This is a genomic window from Pyrobaculum ferrireducens (assembly GCF_000234805.1).
Lineage (GTDB): Archaea > Thermoproteota > Thermoprotei > Thermoproteales > Thermoproteaceae > Pyrobaculum > Pyrobaculum ferrireducens.
This window is the reverse complement of record NC_016645.1, coordinates 1,444,179-1,461,343: the sequence shown is the minus strand read 5'-3', so window position 1 is coordinate 1,461,343 and position 17,165 is coordinate 1,444,179. Positions and strand designations below refer to the sequence as shown.

Genomic DNA, 17,165 nt, shown 5'->3' with positions numbered 1-17,165 from the left:
GAAATTGTTCCCACATCTGCTGAGCCAGCAGCCTCTGATGTGCGTGTTGCACCGTTTCTTGTGTCTAGGTGTTGGATAAGTTGCTGGGCAAAATCTATTATACAATTGTTATAATAATAAGCATCATATTCAGATTAATGCTTCCTATTATAATTACGTAATTTCAAACTTACTATTTTATGGATTTTCATAATGGAAGTTTTGATGGCTTTACTTATTTAAAATTCTGGTCCTACTATAAAAATTTGAATGTGATATTATCAAATATCAAGTCTGAAAATTTTAAAAGGTCCTCAATCTATTGAGGTCCATGTGCGGTATATTTGGCGTATATAGTATTGAAGGCGGAGATATATTTTCTGGCACCGTAATTGAGGGGCTTCTCTCAATGAGGGAGAGAGGGACCCAGCACGGCGCAGGTATTGCATTATTTAGAGACTGGGGGAGAGAGGTTGTTAAGTTCTTCGCCCCGTCGCCAAGCTCACCTGCTTCTGTCAAGCTACCCGGCGGGATTTATGACAACGTGGCCACCTCCGGAGATAGCCTCCCCGAGGGGGCTTTTGTATATATGAGGAGTAGGTGGCTTGACGTGTATAAAATAGTGGGGTGGCCGGAGGACATCGCCAAGTTGTATGATATTAAAAGTTTGAAGAGTAGCGTGTGGATAGGCCACACTAGGTACCCCACCAACAGCCCCGGTTGGTATCCCTACCAGTCACATCCATTTTCTGTAGGCGACGTTGCGGTTGTCCACAACGGCGACCTCAGCTCATACGGCTCTAATGTAAACCTACTGAGGTTTGTCTACGGCTATGGGAAATTCAGCGGCACTGACAGCGAAGTTATAGCTCACCTCTTGTGGGAGCTGTACAGGGAGTACGGTGTAGAGGACGCCGTGCTGGAGTTGATGTATGGCAGAAGGGTTAGGTGGGCGAGGCTGGACGGCCCCTACGCCGTGGCTTTTATAATTGGCAAGTCTAAGCCGATATTTGGGGCGTTTGTGGATCTACAGCACTTCCGCCCCCTCTACGTGGGGTTCGACGGCGAGGTTCTCTACGTGGCGAGCGAGGCTATGGCTATTAAGAGGGTGGCTAAAGACGCGGAGGTCTGGGCTATGAGAAGTGGGGAGTACATAATTGCGGAGGGGGGCGAGGTGTGGGGCAACTTTAGAAAGCGGGTTGTTAAGTATCTGGCTTATCCACAGCCCCCCGACGCTATAGACGCCTCTAGGTATGAGGTTACTAAATTGGCCGAGGTTGTGAGAGAGGAGTTGGAGAGACGCGGGGTGGTGAACGTGGTGAACGTAGCCGGCCACCGCTATGTTGGCAACGGCATGTATAGGGGGGTGATCAACGTGTGGGGTGTTGTGGGTAACGCCTCTGCAAATGTGATGAGCGGGGGCGTGTTTAACATATACGGCGACGCGCAGGACGACCTAGGCGACGCGATGAACGACGGCGTCCTCGCCGTGTTTGGCAACGTCGGCGACGCTGTGGGGCAGGCAAAGAGAGGGGGGGAGATTTATGTATATGGCAACGCGGGTACCCGCGCCGCTATTCAGCACAGAGGCGGCGTGATGATAATCGGGGGCTCAGCCGGCGACTACCTGGGGGAGTACATGGGCGGGGGGGTTGTGGTGGTTTTGAGAAAGACTTGGGATGAGGAGGTGGGGTGGAGGATTGGCAGCGGCATGGTTGGGGGGACTATATTCATAAGGGGGGAGGTGCCGAGGGAGAGGATAGGCTATGGATTTGATCCGAAGAGGTTGAGGAGGTACCTAGAGGTGATGCGCAGAGAGAGGGAGTTGAGTTGGGAGCAGTATGAGGAAATACTGAGAAGCCCCGAGCTGATAGCGAAGCTGGATGGGAGGGCTGAGCTGTTTTCTGTCACGCACAGGGTGGAGGTGAGGGAGCTTTCCGAAGAGGAGCTGAGGCTTTTAGAGCCGTATATCAATAGGTTTAATTCTATATTTAACACAGATATAGACATCAGGAGGGAGGTGTTTACAATCATAAAGCCGCTTGGCGGCAGGGCTCTATGAGCGGCCTAAGGCCTTTGGTGGTTAAGAGCTATATAGAGGTGGCGCGCCATATTGTGCCAGAGTTTTGGGAGCCTAGTAGAGTTCTGGCAATTAGAAAGATGGCGCAGACCGCGGAGCCTGTGCTTGACAGGTTTGAGCCTGAGAAATTCGGCCGCCTGCTTGATAGGATGGTTTTTAGAGATTTGAGGAGGAGTAGCCTAGAGGAGGCGTTTAGGATAGCTGATAAAATCGACGTGGACGTCGGGGTGAACATCGGCGCCGCGAGGCTTGAAATGCCTATATACGTCGGCGACATGTCCTTCGGCGCGTTGAGCGGAAATCCCAATATTGCAATTGCAAAGGCCGTCACGGAGGTGGGGGCTGTGGCGGGCGTCGGGGAGGGCGGGTTGCACCCGGAGGTGGCGAAGTATAGAAATATCGTGGTTCAGTGGGCCTCTGCGCGCTTCGGGATGGACATGAATCTGCTTAGGGCTGGCATTGCGGTGAATATTAAGATTGGGCAGGGGGCTAAGCCCGGCATCGGGGGGCACCTCCCGGGGAGAAAGGTTGTTGATATAATAGCGCAGTTGAGAAAAATACCTGTTGGTAGCGAGGCTATCTCCCCGGCGCCTCACCACGACATATATTCAATTGAGGACTTGGCGCAGAGGGTAAAGGCGTTGCGGGACTTGACTAAAAAGCCGGTGCTGGTGAAGGTCGCCGCCGTTAATAAGATACACTACGTGTCTGTCGGCGTGGCGAGGTCGACGGCCGAGGGCATCATTATCGACGGCGCCGGGGCCGGCACGGGCGCCACGCCTATAGTGGCTAGGGACCATCTGGGGATACCCATAGACATCGCGGTGCCGGTGGTGGATCAGTGGCTTAGGAAAGACGGGACTAGGAGCGGCTTTCTGGTGGTGGCGGGCGGCATGCTGTACTCCCCGCTGGACGTGGCTAAAATAGCGGCGTTAGGCGCCGACATGGCGAATCTAGGCACAGCATCTCTCTTGGCGATGGGTTGCATCATGTGCCACGCGTGCCACACCGGCGGTTGCCCCACGGCGCTGACGAACATGATAGGCTCGGGGAAGGAGCTTGACATCGAATGGGGGTCCTCGGTGCTCCGCAACTATCTCCTAGCCGTGGCCCGGGGGCTGAAGGCTGTGCTCTACTCCTTGGGCATGTCAAGTATAAAAGAGCTGGTGGGGCGGCGCGACTTGTTGCAGATACACCACGTAGACGAGGACTTAGCCGACGCCATCGGCGTGGAGCTGGGGCAACCGGGCGACGCGGCGTGGTTTGACAAAACGCGGCGGGTAGTCGTCCCGAGGGAGTACTACGAGTCTGTCCATATACCGATCACCGGAATGGGCGGTGTAGTCCCCGGCTACACAACCCCCGCCAGGAGGTTGCTCGACGTGTTGAGAATAGAGGCTGCGCAGGTCACAAGACCCTCCGTCGACCCGTATAGAGAGGACGTAGACGTGTCTGTGAGGTTCGGCGACGTCACCTTCGACACGCCTATCGCCGCGCCGGCGGTGGACGAAGCTGTGGAGGACGCGGCGTATGTAATGGGCGCCCCCATACTGGCAGACCGCTGTAGATACGGGGAGTACTGCATAGGCGCTTTAAACCCCGCGGTTATCCCGCCGAGCGACGCCGACGTCGGACCGGGCGTTGTGGTTATAGACGAGAGACTGGGCGGAGATCTCCCGCTGGAAGCCGCCGTGGCGAGGCTCCACAGGAGGCTTATGGAGAGCGGCCGGAGAAACAAAACGCTTATCGTCGCCGTGGGAGATCTCTACAACGGCGCTGATGTGTATAAGACGGCGGCGCTGGGCGCCGACATTGTGGCGCCGCTGTCCGCTTTTCAATATGTAAGCCAGAGGGTAAAGGACATGCCCAAGGGGGAGAGGCGGTGTAGATACGAAAACCTGATAGCAAACCTCACAGCTGAGTTAAAAGTCTTGATGGGGGCCGGCGGCGTCACCAGCTACATGCACACCTTGGTAGGAAACCTAGACCTGTTGAGATCTCTAGACGGCCGCGTCGGCAGGTTGCTGGGCGTAGAGGTCGCCGGGAGGTAGCGCTCTCAGCCGCCTTTTTCGACAAGGCGGTTGGTGAACTCGCCGACTCCTCTTAACAGCCTCTTGATGTCCTCGGCGGCGGCCTCGTCGCTGGGGTATCTACTGAAAATGCCCTCTCGATCGGGGCCGTTGTATTGATACTCGTGGAGGTTAAGGGCTATGTCTGTGTACATAAGAACCTCGTCGCCGTGCCTCCGCGCCAAAAGTTGCGCCACAAGCCTCACGCGGGTAGAGAGCATGAAGGCAATTACCCAGTCGCCCTCGTTTATAGCCTTTCCGCCGCGCATCTTCTTTACCCCCCTAAAAGCCTCCCTCACCGCGTCCCTTTCCTTCAGCGCTAGGGCCGCCAGGACCGCCTTCCAAGCCTGCCAAGCCTTCCCCGCGGCGTTCCGTATAAGCCCCTCTGAGAGAAATCTCTCGGCAAGTTCCCTCTCATACGCCGCCTCCATAAGCCTCGCCTCTAGATAGCCTCTCTCGTCCCTCCACGGCTTCGCTAGCTCCCTAAGCACAGCTCTATATACGTGCGCTGATAAAAATTTTACAGCTGTTGGAGGATGGCGTAGATCGCCTCGCGGTCTCCGCTCCACAGCGGAGAGTCTCTCCTAACGGTGCATCTCAGCCGCCTCTCCCCCACACGGCTACACGTCATATAGCCACGCTCGGCCAGGGCTCTGAATATCTGCCCCACCACTATCGGGGATACGCGGGCCTCCCTAGCCACCTGCCCCGGGCGCAACGTCACTGTGACTCCCTGGGCTGTGGAGAAGATCTCGGCTAGTACATGGGCGATCCGGCACGTCACGCCGCACTGCGGGGGGAACTTCCTATGCACTTTACAGTATCGTGGGCAGGAATAGGCTGAATATGCCGTTTATTACCCATATAAGAAGGGCTAGGGCCGCGGCGCCGAGCCACCCAACGCCCTGGAGCTTTCTCAAGGCGTAGAGCCACACCACCAAGGCGAGTATGCCGCTTACGAAGGGTATTCTAAACACCGAGTGGAAAAACCAGTAGATTAGGGCCCCCACCAGCGCGGTCACGGCAGCCCCAGTTAAGCTCTCGTTCTTCTGCCTCCCGGGGAAAATCTTAAGTGCAATCCAGACGGCAATTGTGGAAACAATCCACCCCACAACCAGCCCCGTGAGGCTCCCCACGGGACTCATGTGGCTCGATAACAACGCCTCTTATATACTTTACTTATTAACAAACTTTTCTCAGCTCGACAGCGTCCATGTCGTAGTAGTAGCCCTCGACCCTAGCCCCGATGTCTCTAAGCCTCTCGCAGGATAACTTTACGTTCTCCACCTCCACGGCCTCCGGCTCGCGGCGGCCCGCCCGCTTGACTGCTTCGTCTATTTGTTTCTGTATGGGGGGCGGGGCGGCTCCCTCCATGCCGAGGGCCACGGCGCCGCATCTCCTGTGCCCGATCACATAGATGGTGTCGACGCCCAGCTTCTCCACTGCAAATTTAAGAGAGTGGTAAACCAGCTCGTCCACCACGTTGCCAGCCACCCGCACGACGAACATCTCCCCAATCCCCGAGAGGGTGAGGAGCTCAGGCGAGAGGCGGGAGTCGCTACAGGTAAGCACCGCGCATCTAGGCCTCTGCGCCTTGGCGGTCTCTTTAATCTGCCTCAAAATCTCCGCGGCGAATAGACCCCCCACCCCAGCCCGCACCTTGGCAAATCCCTCGAGACACACATAAATTAGACAGGCATGAGTTTTAATATTGACGGTTCTGCACTCAGCGAGGCCGAACACAGCAATTCCCATGAGCTACGGCCTCGCCCCCTTCGTAAAAGCTTGGCGTTAAATAAGACGTCTAGCTCGCTTTTCCTCTCACCTCATATCTACTTCCAGGAGATAAGCATTTAGTTCTCAATAATATCCTTAGCAAGTCGTCAAAGTTTTGAAACTAAAAAGTTATATATGGCTGTATGATAGGTAGGTTATGTCGGTGGCGGGGGGCTTCTCGACGCTGGACCGGTTGCGTGACTTCTTCTACGGGTTGCTCGAAGTGAGGGATAGGCTTAGGGAGGGGGGTGTGAAGTGGCCGAGGCCTCTGGAGGGGGTCCAAACCGGCACAGTGAGGGTTAAGGTGGGGTTCCCCGCGATGTTGAAGAGGGGTGTTATTATGGACGTGACGAATGTGGAGCAGGCGGAGGTGGCGGAGGACGCGGGGGCCGTAGGCGTGATGGTTCTCGACAAGCTTCCCTACGACGTGAGGAAGGCGGGGGGCGTGGCGAGGATGGCCGACTTGAAGTTGATTGAAGAGGTGATGGCGCACATTACAATTCCGGTGTCAGCTAAGGTTAGGATTGGCCACTACTACGAGGCTGTGCTTTTGGAGGCTATCGGCGTAGATTTGATAGACGAGTCGGAGGTCCTCACGCCGGTGGACGAGCAACACCACATCAATAAGTGGCTCTTCACGGTGCCTTTTGTAAACGGGTGTAGAGAGCTGTGCGAGGCGTTGAGGAGGATTTCGGAGGGGGCCTCCATGATTAGGTCTAAGGGCGAGGCGGGCACCGGCAACGTGGCGGAGGCGGTGAAGCACTTCAAAGCCCTTTACAGCGCCGTGGAGGAGCTCACGGCGGCTTATAGATCTGGCGACGAGGAGAAGCTTAGAGACTACGCGAGGAGGTGCCAAGTGCCTATTGAGCTTGTCGCCCTCACGGCGAGGATGGGGCGCCTTCCCGTGGTAACCTTCGCCGCTGGGGGCATAGCCACGCCTGCGGACGCCGCCTTGATGATGTGGCTGGGGGCGGACGGCGTCTTCGTCGGTAGCGGTATTTTCAAGTCCCAGGACCCGAGGCAGAGGGCGGAGGCCATTGTTTTGGCCACTGCGCACTGGGACGATCCCGAGACTGTGGTGGAGGCGCAGAAGATGGTTAGTGAGAAATCCGCAATGCTGGGTATTGATATCAGAACTCTAAGGCCTGAGGAGCTCCTGCAGACAAGGGGGGTATGAAGGTGGGGGTTGTGGCGTTGCAAGGCGACGTGGAGGAGCACGCCGAGGCTTTTAGAAAAGCCGCCGCGGAGCTGGGAATTGCGGTGGAGGTTCTCGAGGTGAAGAAGCCGCGGCAACTAGAGGACGTCAAGGCCCTGGCGCTCACGGGCGGCGAATCCACCACCATTGGGATTCTGGCGAAGAGGGCCGGTTTAATAGAGCCGCTTAGGAAGGCGGCGGAGGGGGGCCTGCCGACGCTTGGGACATGCGCCGGCGCCGTCTTGCTGGCTAAGGAGGTGAGAGACGCCGTGGTGGGCGAGACGGGGCAGCCGACCATCGGCGTGATGGACATCGCCGTTGTTAGAAATGCGTTTGGCAGACAGAGGGAGTCCTTCGAGGCGGAGCTCGAGGTGGAGGGTTTTGGGAAAATCCGCGCCGTGTTTATAAGGGCGCCCGCTGTGGTGAAGGCGTGGGGCTCGGCGAAGCCTCTCGCACCTGTGAGGCACGCAAGCCTCGGCCTTATCTACACGGCGGCGGTGGAGGGCAATATATTGGCCACGGCGTTCCACCCCGAGCTCACCACCACCGCCTTCCACAGGAGGGTGCTGGAGATGGCCCTGGGAAAGGCCTAGCGGGTTTTTCCAGAGGCCAGCCTGTCCTTGGCGAGCAACCCCGCCATAACTGCGAGCAGACCGGCTCCAATAACCAGCTCGTAGGTGGCGTGGTACGCGGCGAGGTTTACAACGCGCATCGCCGCCGTCCCTATTAAAAAGCCCAGCGTCGTAGATGCGTAGAAGCCCACGACGCCGCTGATGACCAGCAGGGTGGAGTAGGACCAGAAGGCTAGCTCTGGGGTTACGTGGCCGGTGAGATACGCCAGTAGGCAACCCGAGGCGCTACCGAGCATAGCCGAGATTACTGTTATCCTGGCTACGACGCCCTCGGGCGCCACGCCCATGGAGGGGAGGCGTTGCTCATTCTCCCTTATCCCCACGGCGCTTCAGTACAGAGCCGTCTCGACGTAGAAATATCTAAGGGCCGCCGCGGCGGCCGCGGCGGCGAGCGACAAGGCGAAGAGCCCGTCTAGGCCGAGCCTCGCACCCAGAATGGTGTAGATCGGGACTGAGACGCCGTCTGAGCCCCCGGTTAAGTTGTAGAACTTAACCAACGCCCCGTACAGGACCATGGCGAGGGATAGGTTGAGCAGGGCGTAGAAAATCCCCCTAACTCCACCGGTGAGGGACCCCACGCCAAGCTCCACGGCGGCTCCCAAGGCGATGGAGAGGGGGAGGGCAACCGCCAGCTCCTTAACCCCGGCGTATTTATAGAGGAGCGCCGCCGTATAGGCGCCCACGGCTACGTACATCCCGTAGCTGAAGTTCACAAGCCCGGCGTTTAGCAACGTCACCACCCCCAGCACGGCGAGGCTGGCCGCGGCGATGTAGGCCACCTCATATCTGACGTAGTAGTTGGGGGAGAGGAGGTACGCCAGCGCCGCGGCTACTGCCAGGGCTCTATACCCGCCTTTCATGTCTAGTAAAGAGCCCCGACGGCTTTAAGAGGAGGACTGCTATCACCGCGATGTATATCACCAAGAGCTCGAGCTCTGGGAAGTAGAACACCGCCAGCGTCCTCAACGTGCTTACTAACAACGCCGCCACCACCACCCCCGTCACGTTCCCCAGGCCCGCCACGGTCACCACCGCGAAGGCGTATACGAGGAGCACCCTGGCGAGGCCGATGGTGAAGTTCTGCCAGAGGGACGAAACCGCTCCCTCCAGAAGCGCCGTCAAGATCCCCCCAGGGTCACTGCAACAGTGTAGACCAGCCTGGTGTTTACCCCCAGAACCGCGGCCATCTTCAGGCGATCCATAGCCGAGAGGTGTCTACATATCTGTATACATAAAGTATTTATTTGCGTACACGGTCTGTAGACGTGCAGGTTGTGTTGAGTATACGAATTCCCAAGGAGTTGAAGGAGAGGATGGAGAGGTATAAAATTGACTGGAAGAGAGTCATTACAGAGGCCATCGAGGAGAAGCTTAGACAGCTTGAGGCGGAGGAGGCCCTTAGAGAGCTGGACAAGCTGAACGAGGGCATCCCGCCGGCGCCGGCGCCCAGCTGGAGGCTGATTAGGGAGGATCGTGATAGTAATTGACTCCAGCGTTTTCGCCAGCGTCGTGGTAAAAGACGAGTTTTACGATCGTTGCAGATCCTACGTGGCTCGGGGCGACAAGGCCACGGTGGATATCGCATATGCCGAGGTGGCTAATGTTGTGTGGAAACACGTGAAGATGGGGCGCATACCGGCCAGCGAGGCGGCTTACCGGGTCCGCCTCGCCAACAAGATCATATCATCTGCCAATGTCTACAGAAGCATAGATCTCTTGGAGGAGGCTGTCGAGACAGCGGTTACACACGGCGTGGCTGTCTACGACGCCCTGTATCTGACACTTGCCGTGAAGCTAGGCGCCAAGCTCGCCACTACTGACAGATCGCTGGCGGAAAGACTCGGCGGGCAAGCCATTAGCTTATTGAACTGTAGTTTAAAAACCGGTGGTTTACAGAGTTTGCAAAGAGGTGAGGCGGCGTCTGCTACGCCATAGCCTTTGCTTGTTGCATTGCCCACATCATTGGGCAGTAGCCGCCGCACATGGTGCAGGCATTTGTCTTGGGGGTGCCGTACTGTGTGTATACCCGCCACGCCGCCTCTGGATCTATCAACCGCGATATCATTTCCCGCCACTGGAGCTTCCCCCGGTAGGTGCTGACCTCCCGGTCCCACCTGGAGGCCCTCTTCCCGAGCTTGACGATGTCCCCTATGTGGGCCGCCACTCTGTAGGCCTTTACCCCCTCCTCCACCTGCTCGACGGTGGGAAGGGCGAGGTGCTCCGCCGGCGTGATGTAGCACAGCAGATCCGCGCCCGCGGCCGCCGCCAGCGCCGCCCCCACGGCGGAGGCTATGTGGTCGTAGGGAGCCGCCACGTCCGTGGGGAGCGGGCCAAGCACGTAGTAGGGCACGCCCCCCGTCAGCCTCTTCTCCAGCTTTATACTCCAGATAATGTCGTTCAGCGGCACGTGGCCGGGGCCCTCTATCATCACCTGGACGCCTTTCTTAACTGCCCTCTTAGCCAGCCGCGCCGCCTCCACCAGCTCCGCCACGTGAAACTCGTCGTGGGCATCAGCTATGGCGCCGGGCCTCAGGGCGTCGCCGATGGAAATCACGGCGTCGTACTGGGCGAAGAGCTCCAGGAGGTAGTCCCAGTTCTTGAGGTAGGGGTTCTCCGACTTGTTGTGGAGCACCCAGCCGATAACCATGTCGCCTCCTCTCGACACCACAGGGATAACCCTCTCGCTCCGCAGAACCTTCAACGCCAAGTCCCTCGTCACCGCGGCGTGTATAGTCATAAACGCCACGCCGTCTTTTAAATGCTTCTCCACAGTCTTCAACAAATCCTCTTCGGTAAAGTAGGCGCCGCCCCTCTTCTTCGTGAAAGACTCTATAAACACTTGGTAGATCGGCACGGTGCCCACCGACAGTTTAGACGCCCTTAGAACCTCCCTCCTAATGTAGTCCAGGTCGCCCCCCACGCTCAGATCCATGAGGGTGTCCCCCCAGCGGTTAGCCACCTCCACCTTCTTCAACTCTGCGTCGAAGATCCACCACCTCGCTAGAAGTCCCCAGATTCACATTAACCTTGGTGGCTAGCCCGGCCCCAATCGCCACGAGTTTCTCAGAGGGGTGAGACACGTTCCTAATTAAAACCGCCCTCCCCTCCGCTATCCTCCTTCTTAACTTCTCCGGCGCAACCCCCTCCACCTTTGCATACGCCTTAATTTCGTCGGTGACCCGGCCCTGGCGGGCCTCCTCCATCACTGTCCTTGCCATAAATTACTGATTAATTCCAAATTAAAGTATTATTGCAGACGCCACGTGCGGCGTCGCTGGCCGTGGCTCTCTATGACAGGTTAGCGGCGGCTGGGGAGGAAGAGGTCGCCCAGTGATCTGCGGATGTGGCGACGGCCGGGGGTCTGAATGGGCGCCAATCGCCATAGGTGCTTGTCCTAAGAGGGGCTGTGCTACTTTGCTCTAGGGGGAATTCTATGCACGCCTGCATTGTCGAAGTCGCCGTCGTTGGATAGTATGGTGTCTATGCCGTAGATCTGCATGGTGGCGAGGTGGATCCTGTCTTCAAAATCTCTTGGCTTAGCCAGACTCCTGGCTCTGTTTAAAACCTCTGCGTCAAGCGGTAGCAACGTTGTTAAATCTCTTACCGCCTCTACCACCTCTTCGTTTCGCGTTAATACGTAGAGTAGCCAGGCGGTAAGAGCCGAGGTGGCAAGCCTCCCCGCGTAGTTTTTAATCAGCTCACGAGAGCCCTCTCCGTATTTTGGATGAGCTGTAAAAAAATAATAAAGAACATTTACATCAATGTAAATCCATTTGCGAGACATCTTTCAAAGCCTCCTCTATCTCCTCCAGAGTTTGATACCTAGGCGGGCCAAACTTCCCGTAGTACTTATCCACGTCGTCTAGAGGTTCTAGCAAAATACCCTGTTCTACAATCTTCACTCTAAAACGCCTAACTCCAAACCGCCTTCTAATTTTGGCGGGCAGATAAATTCTCCCAGAACCGTCAACTTCCACAATTTCCATAAGTTCATCATATTTGCCAATTTATATATTTTTTGGAAAAGAATTGATGTGACCAAAACGTCTCTGCCACACGCCCCCTTCTACTCTCTAGGCGCCCGGGTGCACATGGCCCGCGCGCGCTCGGCTAGGGTCAGAGATCTCTTCGATAAATTAGAGACATCTCTAGGCAACAGGGCAAAGCTACCGAGTCTCCTTCGAGATATCCATCAGCCTTTTTAACGCTATGAGGATCACAGCTCCTTATAGGCAATGAGGGTGTGCAACGTCTCTATAATACGATATAACGAGTTGGAGGGAGGGGAGATTGTACGGCGTCTAGGATGAGGGTAGGGTTGGGATTTTTGTGTTGTGTGACTGCCCAGTATCTGTAGATCAAGCTTAGAGCATCCCACCGGCTTCAAGCCGTGATGTATCTGCCGCCGCTCCGCATAGGGCCGTGTGGAGACACCTAAGTGCAAGCCTAAGGCGGGGGGAGCGACTCTGGGAGAAACAGAATCCGCTGAAGGGAAACGCCAGCCCTCCAGACGTGGTTTGCCCGCGCGCCGCCGTGCACGCACGGGCCCCGCACCCTCGGGATGCTTGAGAGCAGAAAGGGGCATTACTTATGTCGGACTCCTGCAATTGTCAGAGATTCGACCTTGTGAGATGCGTAAAGTAGGCCTTTACGGGGGCAGGGGGCGTGGGCCGCTGCTAGACGTAAAGCATGTAGTACTCGGTTTTCTCCAGCCTGCCGGTGGTGGGATCTACACGCAGTCCCAGGGTCTCCAGCGTGTCCACCCCTACTACGGGCACCGCGCCTTGAAACGCCAAGACTCTGACCGGGCCGCGCCCCCCCCCCCCGATCTCCACCTCCGCTATGTAGACCCTCGCCGCCACCCTACGGCCGTCTCCCAGCTTAAGCTCCACTGTGAAGGGAGTCTCTATAAGTTTCTCAGCCACCTCTAGCGGAAGCACGGTGAAGGTGGCGCCCGTGTCAACTAGAATTTTGTCAAAAACCACCTCACCCCTCCCCCTAAACACAGCCTTGGCAAATACATGGACCATGGATAGTGCTGGGGGTCGAAATAAAAGCTAGACGCCTCAACGTCAGCTACGCCCCGCGCCGCTTTCCTGGCTCTCCTTGCCGTATAGCTTGTATGCCCTCAGCATCCAGGTGTAGAGAAACAGCTTGTAGGCCACCTCGGAGCCGTCCTCGTACCACCAGCGCTTGGCAATCTCGGCGACTCTCTCCAGCTCCTCGACGCTGATCTTATCTACGTCGCCCTTGGCGAAGACCTGCCGGATGTACTCGACCTCCTCCTTCGAGATGGGGTTGGCCTTTATGGCCAGCGAGAGTCTAGAAATCTCGCTGACTAGAAATGAGGCCTCCCGCGGGCTGATCAAGCCCTTGACGCCGAGGAACTCCACAACGGCGGAGTTCATAGCCACCACCGCCGATCTAATGGAGTCGGCAAACGCAACAAATTTCTTATCCATCTCGGCAAATCTAGCATCCACGGCTTCAAACCTCTTCTCTATACCCTCAAACCTCCTCTCAATGCTTTCAAACCGCTTGTTAATTTCCTCAAACCTCCTATCTATTTCTTTGAACCTCATCTCAATCTCTCTAAATCTCATTTCTATCTCCTGGAATTTTTTCCCCAGCCAGTAGAGAGCGCCGCCTAGCATGCCTACGACCGTCACAGCAAGTCCTATGATGGACAACACCACATCACTTACCACAAATCAATACCGATCTCCTATTTAAAGCTTTTAAAAACTTCAGAGGCGCAATGAGGCAATTCGGCGGTGTAGTGAATTAGAAATTTAGAGCGGCTACTGCTAGAGGCTCGGTTAAGCGCCTATCTAAGGCAGTTACCTGAGCATTGACTTCTGTATCTTATTAGCCAATGTCGACGGCAGTAATACCCCCTTGGAGCGTCGTGAGTAGAACAAGCGGTTGCTAGTCCGCATTTTGATCTTCTCCTTGTACAACACCTTAACAATTTGTCAAGTGTGAATGTCTATAGAAAAGTTTTTATTTATCTATCATTATTGTTAAATATGAAATGTGGAGAAATTGCCTCCCGCCCGCCTATAGTCATAACGCCAGACGAGACTCTAGACAAGGCTGTGGAGCTGTTGGCAACACACGACGTGGGGATTCTAGTAGTCGTGGATAGAAATAATCCAAACAAGCCCGTGGGGGTGCTGTCTGAACGGGACGTGGTGAGGGCACTCGCCTGGAGAGCCCCGTTGACAGTCACCGTGAGAGAAGTAGCCACCACCACGGGGCTGATCTATGTTTACACAGACGACCCGGTGGAGCTCGCCGCGGGGAAAATGGTAAAACACGGCATAAGACACGTCCTAGTCCTAAATAAAAGCGGCGATTTATACGGCGTTATTTCTCAACGCGACATAGTGGCGCTGTACGCCACCCACAAAACCCCCACCCCCGCACACCCAAGCCTCTAAAACAAACTTTTTACCCCCCAATCCTGACTCCACTAACATCAACGGCCACTGCCCAAAAGATGTGGATAAAGACGCTCCACATATTGAATTATGTTTAAAAGCGGTGGGGCATACCCGTGGTTACAATCTGGGTGGAGGTATTGAAGAAGATCTACCCCGCCTTGGCTAGGCACTACAACGCAGTGGTTAGAGGTTCTCAAGTTTTCTACATAACTCTCGGCTTGGCGCTCCCCTCGAAAGACATCGACATATTCATAAGAAGAATTTAATCCAATGTTCCTATCCCGCATAATTGCAGAGGCGCTTGGCATCGGCGAGGAGAGGTATGAAGTCTTTAGAAGAGGCGATAATGTAATTTTCCATTTCTTCGCCCCGGTAGAGGCGGGCGTCGTCTCTATAGAGGTTATGTCGAGAACCCACCTCGGCAGGATATCAGAAACACCTCTCTTTAACGAGGTGGTGTTAGTGAAGCGCGACTGCGTCGACTACTGGACGCTTAGCCTAGAGGCCTACGCGGTACTCCAAGCCACCAGGCCAGACGGCCCCAGGGCCGTAGACGTGGCTAGATTTAGGTTGCTAAAAGACAGAGTCGACTGGGAAAGGGCCAGGGGAATCGCTTCGGGGCTGGGGATTAGAGATAAATTTGAAGCCTTTTACAGACATGTATATGTATGACTTAATTGTAAAATACGTCGAAACGGGGGACCCTGCATTTCTTGAAAAGGCCGCGGGAGAGGCTCTGCGGAGCGGCGCCTTTCTAGAACACGAACTTGACCTAATCCTCATAACGCCTGTTGAAAAGCTTCCGCCCACAGCCCGGAGGCTGGCGGCTGGCGTTAAACACCTCGTGTCGACCGCCAACTGCAACGCCCTACCCCAGCGGCTGGCGGTGCCTTGCGAAATCGCCAAGTGAAGGCTAGACTTTATAAAAGTGGAGAGAGAAAAGGTGCCGGAGGTCGAGGCGCTGGGGGCGGTTGCCGAGGTTGTGAAAATTCTCCGGGTGTTTAACCCCATGGAGATGGTTAACTGCGCCGATGTTTACATCGGCCTCCTGGAGGCTAAGATGCGCGGCTTTTCTAGAGTCTGTACGGGGGACGGCGGGGATGACCTCTGCATCGGCTACGACTTTATGTTGAGAAAGGGAGTTGACGAGCTGGCGAGCTATCTACGCCAAATGCGGGGCCGGTGGTATTTCTGTAGTTTTGACATCGGGAAGGCCCTGGGCGTCTCTGTAAAAGCCCCGTTTCTCGAGATAGAGGAGTTCCTCATGTCAATCCCTCTTGAGGAGAAGATAAGGTGTGGAGTTGGGAAGTGCCTACTGCGCCTTGAGCTTGAGAAGGCGCTCGGCGGGCTGGGGCGCAGGAGGAAAGACCCTATTGAGGTGGGTAGCGGCTTTCGAAAGCTCTACGACGTACTAGCTGCGCTGGGCAGAGATGTCGATGTAGATATCCCGGTAAAAGGCGCCGCGAGGTATCTCTACCACCTGTTCCGCAACATGGGCTTGTCCTATGCGCGCGGAGGTGCAAGGCCGTGTCCTGTATGCGGCGCAGAAACCGATGGGAGGTACTGCAGGATGTGTGGCTGGTATATCAGCAACACGGGGTAGAATAGTTGCGCCGGTTTAGCCACTATTTTTAAACTTCGTAGAGTTTTTCTCCGTATGGATGTCCTAGAGGTTGCGGGCTGTCCCCAGGGCTCTCTCCAGACAGTTGAGTACATAAAGGAGAGGGGACCCGAGGAATTGGTTGTCAAGACAAGCGACGAGGACTGTGTAAAGGTCCTTAGACTCGTCCTCCCCCTCTTCCAGTACGTAGTTGTGGACGTCTGGCGGGAGGGGGACAAACACGCTGTCAGGGCTAGGCGGGCGAGGTCTTGAAGCGGCATTCTTCACAGAGGTACACGTGGCCGTGGGGCAACCCCCTAGACTTGAGACGCTCCGCCAGCCTCCTCGCCATGGTCTCCGTGTAGGGGAGGGCTCTGCCGCACGAGGCGCACCTAGCCGGGGCGTCGCGGTACAGCGTCTGCGTCTCGTACGGCTTCTCCACGGCCCCTCTAAACACCTTGATGACCCTCTCCGGGCACTTGTCGGCGCATACGCCGCATGCTATACACAAAGCCGGCACCAGCCTCAGCTCGCCGCCTTTCAGAGCCAGGGCGTTTGTTGGACAGACGTTGACACATGCTCCGCATAAGGTGCAACCGCTCGCCACCTCTAGCTGGCCTACGGGCATTCCCAGGGCCGCGGCCAGCATCCTCGTCTGCCACCTATCCCCCGGCTCCAGTGGGGCCCTAGCCGTCTTCACCACGAAATCTCTCCCCTCCCTATCCAGGCCTTCTGCCCACCTCGCCGCCGCCGGCCACAGGGGACAGCTCTCGCCTCTTGAGCAGTAGGCCCGGGCCTCGCCGTGCCTCGCCGCGGCGAGGTAGAGATACTGCTTTGGAATTGCGGCGACGCATTTGACTCGCACCCCCTCCTCGTCGCCGTCTTGGAAGGCGTAGTCGCAGATAAACCTAAGCGGCGCAGGGGCGGTCTTTACCAAGTCCGCGAGGTAGGCGTCGGGGAGGGAGGGCATCTGCACGGCATCGACGGGGCACACGGCGTTGCAGAGGCCGCAGTCGATACAAGACTCGTACCTCACCCTCACGACGCGCCTCTCCGCGTACTCAAAGGCAGAGGCTGGGCAGAGCGAGGCGCAGAGGCCGCACCATATACACCTGTCCTGCCTCACCGCCACCGTGTCCCTCAGCCTCAGGAAGCCGCCCGTCAGCAGATCTCTGCGAGTAGCCGCCTTCGCCTCCGCCGGCGGGAGGAGTTGCCACTCCGCGGAGTCCACATGCCTCTCGGCCACCGACTTGAACCAGTCGCCGTGGGGGCCGCGGTATGCGAAGTAGAGGGGAGTCTGCGAGAGGTACTTCGTCAAGTCGGATCTTCCGCTGACAACGAGGACTGAGGGCTTGTCTCTTCTTATCACCTCCTTCTCTACACAGCGC

24 protein-coding genes and 1 pseudogene are annotated in these 17,165 nt (G+C 56.6%); 12 read left to right on the top strand and 13 right to left on the bottom strand.

Going from position 1 to position 17,165, the window contains the following annotated elements:
• Window positions 1-310: 310 nt before the first annotated feature.
• Both P186_RS08075 and P186_RS08070 read left to right on the top strand, forming a co-directional pair.
• Window positions 311-2,041 carry a GltB/FmdC/FwdC-like GXGXG domain-containing protein gene (locus P186_RS08075; protein WP_014288962.1) on the top strand — a complete coding sequence of 577 codons (1,731 nt, stop codon included), beginning with the start codon at window positions 311-313 and terminating at the stop codon, window positions 2,039-2,041.
• Window positions 2,038-4,110: a glutamate synthase-related protein gene (locus tag P186_RS08070; protein WP_014288961.1), complete on the top strand. Its 2,073-nt coding sequence runs from the start codon at window positions 2,038-2,040 to the stop codon at window positions 4,108-4,110. Before P186_RS08075 ends, P186_RS08070 begins: the two co-directional genes overlap by 4 nt.
• A 5-nt stretch (window positions 4,111-4,115) precedes the next feature.
• Here the strand turns inward: P186_RS08070 and P186_RS08065 are convergent, their stop codons facing one another.
• From P186_RS08065 to P186_RS08050, 4 genes are all read right to left on the bottom strand, one after another.
• Window positions 4,116-4,559: a PaREP1 family protein gene (locus P186_RS08065; RefSeq protein ID WP_148683196.1), complete on the bottom strand. Its 444-nt coding sequence runs from the start codon at window positions 4,557-4,559 to the stop codon at window positions 4,116-4,118.
• 89 nt (window positions 4,560-4,648) lie between these two features.
• On the bottom strand, window positions 4,649-4,942 hold the full coding sequence (locus P186_RS08060; RefSeq protein WP_014288959.1) for a hypothetical protein: 294 nt from the start codon (window positions 4,940-4,942) through the stop codon (window positions 4,649-4,651).
• Window position 4,943: 1 nt separating this feature from the next.
• Entirely contained in the window at window positions 4,944-5,273 is a 330-nt protein-coding gene (locus P186_RS08055; protein WP_148682869.1) for a hypothetical protein, read from the bottom strand.
• Between the two features lie 37 nt (window positions 5,274-5,310).
• Window positions 5,311-5,883 (bottom strand): carbonic anhydrase, encoded by a 573-nt coding sequence (locus tag P186_RS08050; RefSeq protein ID WP_014288957.1) that lies wholly within the window; start codon window positions 5,881-5,883, stop codon window positions 5,311-5,313.
• A gap of 178 nt (window positions 5,884-6,061) precedes the next feature.
• Here P186_RS08050 and pdxS point away from each other — a divergent pair, with 178 nt between their 5' ends.
• Both pdxS and pdxT read left to right on the top strand, forming a co-directional pair.
• Window positions 6,062-7,081, top strand: coding sequence for a pyridoxal 5'-phosphate synthase lyase subunit PdxS (gene pdxS / locus P186_RS08045; protein ID WP_014288956.1), 1,020 nt, complete (start codon window positions 6,062-6,064; stop codon window positions 7,079-7,081).
• Complete coding sequence (gene pdxT / locus P186_RS08040) at window positions 7,078-7,692, top strand: pyridoxal 5'-phosphate synthase glutaminase subunit PdxT (protein ID WP_014288955.1); 615 nt, start codon at window positions 7,078-7,080, stop codon at window positions 7,690-7,692. Before pdxS ends, pdxT begins: the two co-directional genes overlap by 4 nt.
• Here the strand turns inward: pdxT and P186_RS08035 are convergent.
• The 3 genes from P186_RS08035 to P186_RS08025 are packed head-to-tail and all read right to left on the bottom strand — an operon-like array spanning window position 7,689 to window position 8,853.
• Window positions 7,689-8,054 (bottom strand): ABC transporter permease, encoded by a 366-nt coding sequence (locus P186_RS08035; RefSeq protein WP_148682868.1) that lies wholly within the window; start codon window positions 8,052-8,054, stop codon window positions 7,689-7,691. The two genes, pdxT and P186_RS08035, sit on opposite strands and share 4 nt — an antisense overlap.
• A 6-nt stretch (window positions 8,055-8,060) precedes the next feature.
• A complete protein-coding gene (locus P186_RS08030) occupies window positions 8,061-8,591 on the bottom strand; it encodes an ABC transporter permease (RefSeq protein WP_148682867.1) in 531 nt (176 codons plus the stop codon).
• Complete coding sequence (locus P186_RS08025; RefSeq protein ID WP_014288954.1) at window positions 8,575-8,853, bottom strand: ABC transporter permease; 279 nt, start codon at window positions 8,851-8,853, stop codon at window positions 8,575-8,577. Before P186_RS08025 ends, P186_RS08030 begins: the two co-directional genes overlap by 17 nt.
• A gap of 143 nt (window positions 8,854-8,996) precedes the next feature.
• On the opposite strand from P186_RS08025, the gene vapB reads away from it, so the two are divergent.
• Window positions 8,997-9,218 carry a type II toxin-antitoxin system VapB family antitoxin gene (gene vapB / locus P186_RS08020; protein ID WP_014288953.1) on the top strand — a complete coding sequence of 74 codons (222 nt, stop codon included), beginning with the start codon at window positions 8,997-8,999 and terminating at the stop codon, window positions 9,216-9,218.
• Window positions 9,205-9,666 carry a type II toxin-antitoxin system VapC family toxin gene (locus P186_RS08015; protein WP_014288952.1) on the top strand — a complete coding sequence of 154 codons (462 nt, stop codon included), beginning with the start codon at window positions 9,205-9,207 and terminating at the stop codon, window positions 9,664-9,666. The genes vapB and P186_RS08015 overlap by 14 nt, the downstream gene beginning before the upstream one ends.
• Here the strand turns inward: P186_RS08015 and thiC are convergent.
• From thiC to P186_RS14330, 5 genes and pseudogenes are all read right to left on the bottom strand, one after another.
• Window positions 9,656-10,949, bottom strand: a pseudogene (gene thiC / locus P186_RS08010) (phosphomethylpyrimidine synthase ThiC). The gene P186_RS08015 and the pseudogene thiC overlap by 11 nt on opposite strands.
• Window positions 10,950-11,140: 191 nt before the next feature.
• A complete protein-coding gene (locus tag P186_RS08005) occupies window positions 11,141-11,515 on the bottom strand; it encodes a type II toxin-antitoxin system VapC family toxin (RefSeq protein ID WP_014288951.1) in 375 nt (124 codons plus the stop codon).
• Window positions 11,490-11,717, bottom strand: a complete 228-nt coding sequence (locus P186_RS08000; RefSeq protein WP_014288950.1) for a hypothetical protein — start codon at window positions 11,715-11,717, stop codon at window positions 11,490-11,492. Before P186_RS08000 ends, P186_RS08005 begins: the two co-directional genes overlap by 26 nt.
• Window positions 11,718-12,407: 690 nt before the next feature.
• Window positions 12,408-12,761, bottom strand: a complete 354-nt coding sequence (locus P186_RS07995; RefSeq protein WP_014288949.1) for an aspartyl protease family protein — start codon at window positions 12,759-12,761, stop codon at window positions 12,408-12,410.
• A 42-nt stretch (window positions 12,762-12,803) separates the two neighbouring features.
• A complete protein-coding gene (locus P186_RS14330) occupies window positions 12,804-13,439 on the bottom strand; it encodes a hypothetical protein (RefSeq protein ID WP_237179375.1) in 636 nt (211 codons plus the stop codon).
• A gap of 321 nt (window positions 13,440-13,760) precedes the next feature.
• Between P186_RS14330 and P186_RS07985 the strand changes: the two genes are divergently transcribed.
• From P186_RS07985 to P186_RS07965, 6 genes are all read left to right on the top strand, one after another.
• Window positions 13,761-14,174, top strand: a complete 414-nt coding sequence (locus P186_RS07985) for a CBS domain-containing protein (protein WP_148682865.1) — start codon at window positions 13,761-13,763, stop codon at window positions 14,172-14,174.
• Window positions 14,175-14,290: 116 nt separating this feature from the next.
• Window positions 14,291-14,443, top strand: coding sequence for a hypothetical protein (locus P186_RS13850; protein ID WP_158307136.1), 153 nt, complete (start codon window positions 14,291-14,293; stop codon window positions 14,441-14,443).
• Between the two features lie 4 nt (window positions 14,444-14,447).
• Window positions 14,448-14,849 carry a hypothetical protein gene (locus tag P186_RS07980; RefSeq protein WP_014288945.1) on the top strand — a complete coding sequence of 134 codons (402 nt, stop codon included), beginning with the start codon at window positions 14,448-14,450 and terminating at the stop codon, window positions 14,847-14,849.
• The gene (locus P186_RS07975) at window positions 14,842-15,087 is read left to right on the top strand and encodes a hypothetical protein (RefSeq protein ID WP_014288944.1); all 246 of its coding nucleotides are present in this window, start codon (window positions 14,842-14,844) and stop codon (window positions 15,085-15,087) included. The genes P186_RS07980 and P186_RS07975 overlap by 8 nt, the downstream gene beginning before the upstream one ends.
• 18 nt (window positions 15,088-15,105) lie before the next feature.
• Window positions 15,106-15,780 carry an asparagine synthase C-terminal domain-containing protein gene (locus tag P186_RS07970; protein WP_014288943.1) on the top strand — a complete coding sequence of 225 codons (675 nt, stop codon included), beginning with the start codon at window positions 15,106-15,108 and terminating at the stop codon, window positions 15,778-15,780.
• Window positions 15,781-15,834: 54 nt separating this feature from the next.
• On the top strand, window positions 15,835-16,050 hold the full coding sequence (locus P186_RS07965) for a hypothetical protein (RefSeq protein WP_014288942.1): 216 nt from the start codon (window positions 15,835-15,837) through the stop codon (window positions 16,048-16,050).
• On the opposite strand, the gene P186_RS07960 is transcribed toward P186_RS07965, so the two are convergent.
• Window positions 16,031-17,146, bottom strand: a complete 1,116-nt coding sequence (locus P186_RS07960; protein WP_014288941.1) for a 4Fe-4S binding protein — start codon at window positions 17,144-17,146, stop codon at window positions 16,031-16,033. The genes P186_RS07965 and P186_RS07960 overlap by 20 nt on opposite strands.
• Window positions 17,147-17,165 lie beyond the last annotated feature (19 nt).

Excerpts from the sequence above, each read along its gene's own strand:
- P186_RS08075 (WP_014288962.1), top strand. The coding sequence starts at position 311 with ATGTGCGGTATATTTGGCGTATATAGTATTGAAGGCGGAGATATATTT.
- P186_RS08070 (WP_014288961.1), top strand. The coding sequence starts at position 2,038 with ATGAGCGGCCTAAGGCCTTTGGTGGTTAAGAGCTATATAGAGGTGGCG.
- P186_RS08065 (WP_148683196.1), bottom strand. The coding sequence starts at position 4,559 with ATGGAGGCGGCGTATGAGAGGGAACTTGCCGAGAGATTTCTCTCAGAG.
- P186_RS08055 (WP_148682869.1), bottom strand. The coding sequence starts at position 5,273 with ATGAGTCCCGTGGGGAGCCTCACGGGGCTGGTTGTGGGGTGGATTGTT.
- P186_RS08050 (WP_014288957.1), bottom strand. The coding sequence starts at position 5,883 with ATGGGAATTGCTGTGTTCGGCCTCGCTGAGTGCAGAACCGTCAATATT.
- pdxS (WP_014288956.1), top strand. The coding sequence starts at position 6,062 with ATGTCGGTGGCGGGGGGCTTCTCGACGCTGGACCGGTTGCGTGACTTC.
- pdxT (WP_014288955.1), top strand. The coding sequence starts at position 7,078 with ATGAAGGTGGGGGTTGTGGCGTTGCAAGGCGACGTGGAGGAGCACGCC.
- P186_RS08030 (WP_148682867.1), bottom strand. The coding sequence starts at position 8,591 with ATGAAAGGCGGGTATAGAGCCCTGGCAGTAGCCGCGGCGCTGGCGTAC.
- P186_RS08005 (WP_014288951.1), bottom strand. The coding sequence starts at position 11,515 with ATGTCTCGCAAATGGATTTACATTGATGTAAATGTTCTTTATTATTTT.
- P186_RS08000 (WP_014288950.1), bottom strand. The coding sequence starts at position 11,717 with ATGGAAATTGTGGAAGTTGACGGTTCTGGGAGAATTTATCTGCCCGCC.
- P186_RS07995 (WP_014288949.1), bottom strand. The coding sequence starts at position 12,761 with ATGGTCCATGTATTTGCCAAGGCTGTGTTTAGGGGGAGGGGTGAGGTG.
- P186_RS07985 (WP_148682865.1), top strand. The coding sequence starts at position 13,761 with ATGAAATGTGGAGAAATTGCCTCCCGCCCGCCTATAGTCATAACGCCA.
- P186_RS07980 (WP_014288945.1), top strand. The coding sequence starts at position 14,448 with ATGTTCCTATCCCGCATAATTGCAGAGGCGCTTGGCATCGGCGAGGAG.
- P186_RS07975 (WP_014288944.1), top strand. The coding sequence starts at position 14,842 with ATGTATGACTTAATTGTAAAATACGTCGAAACGGGGGACCCTGCATTT.
- P186_RS07965 (WP_014288942.1), top strand. The coding sequence starts at position 15,835 with ATGGATGTCCTAGAGGTTGCGGGCTGTCCCCAGGGCTCTCTCCAGACA.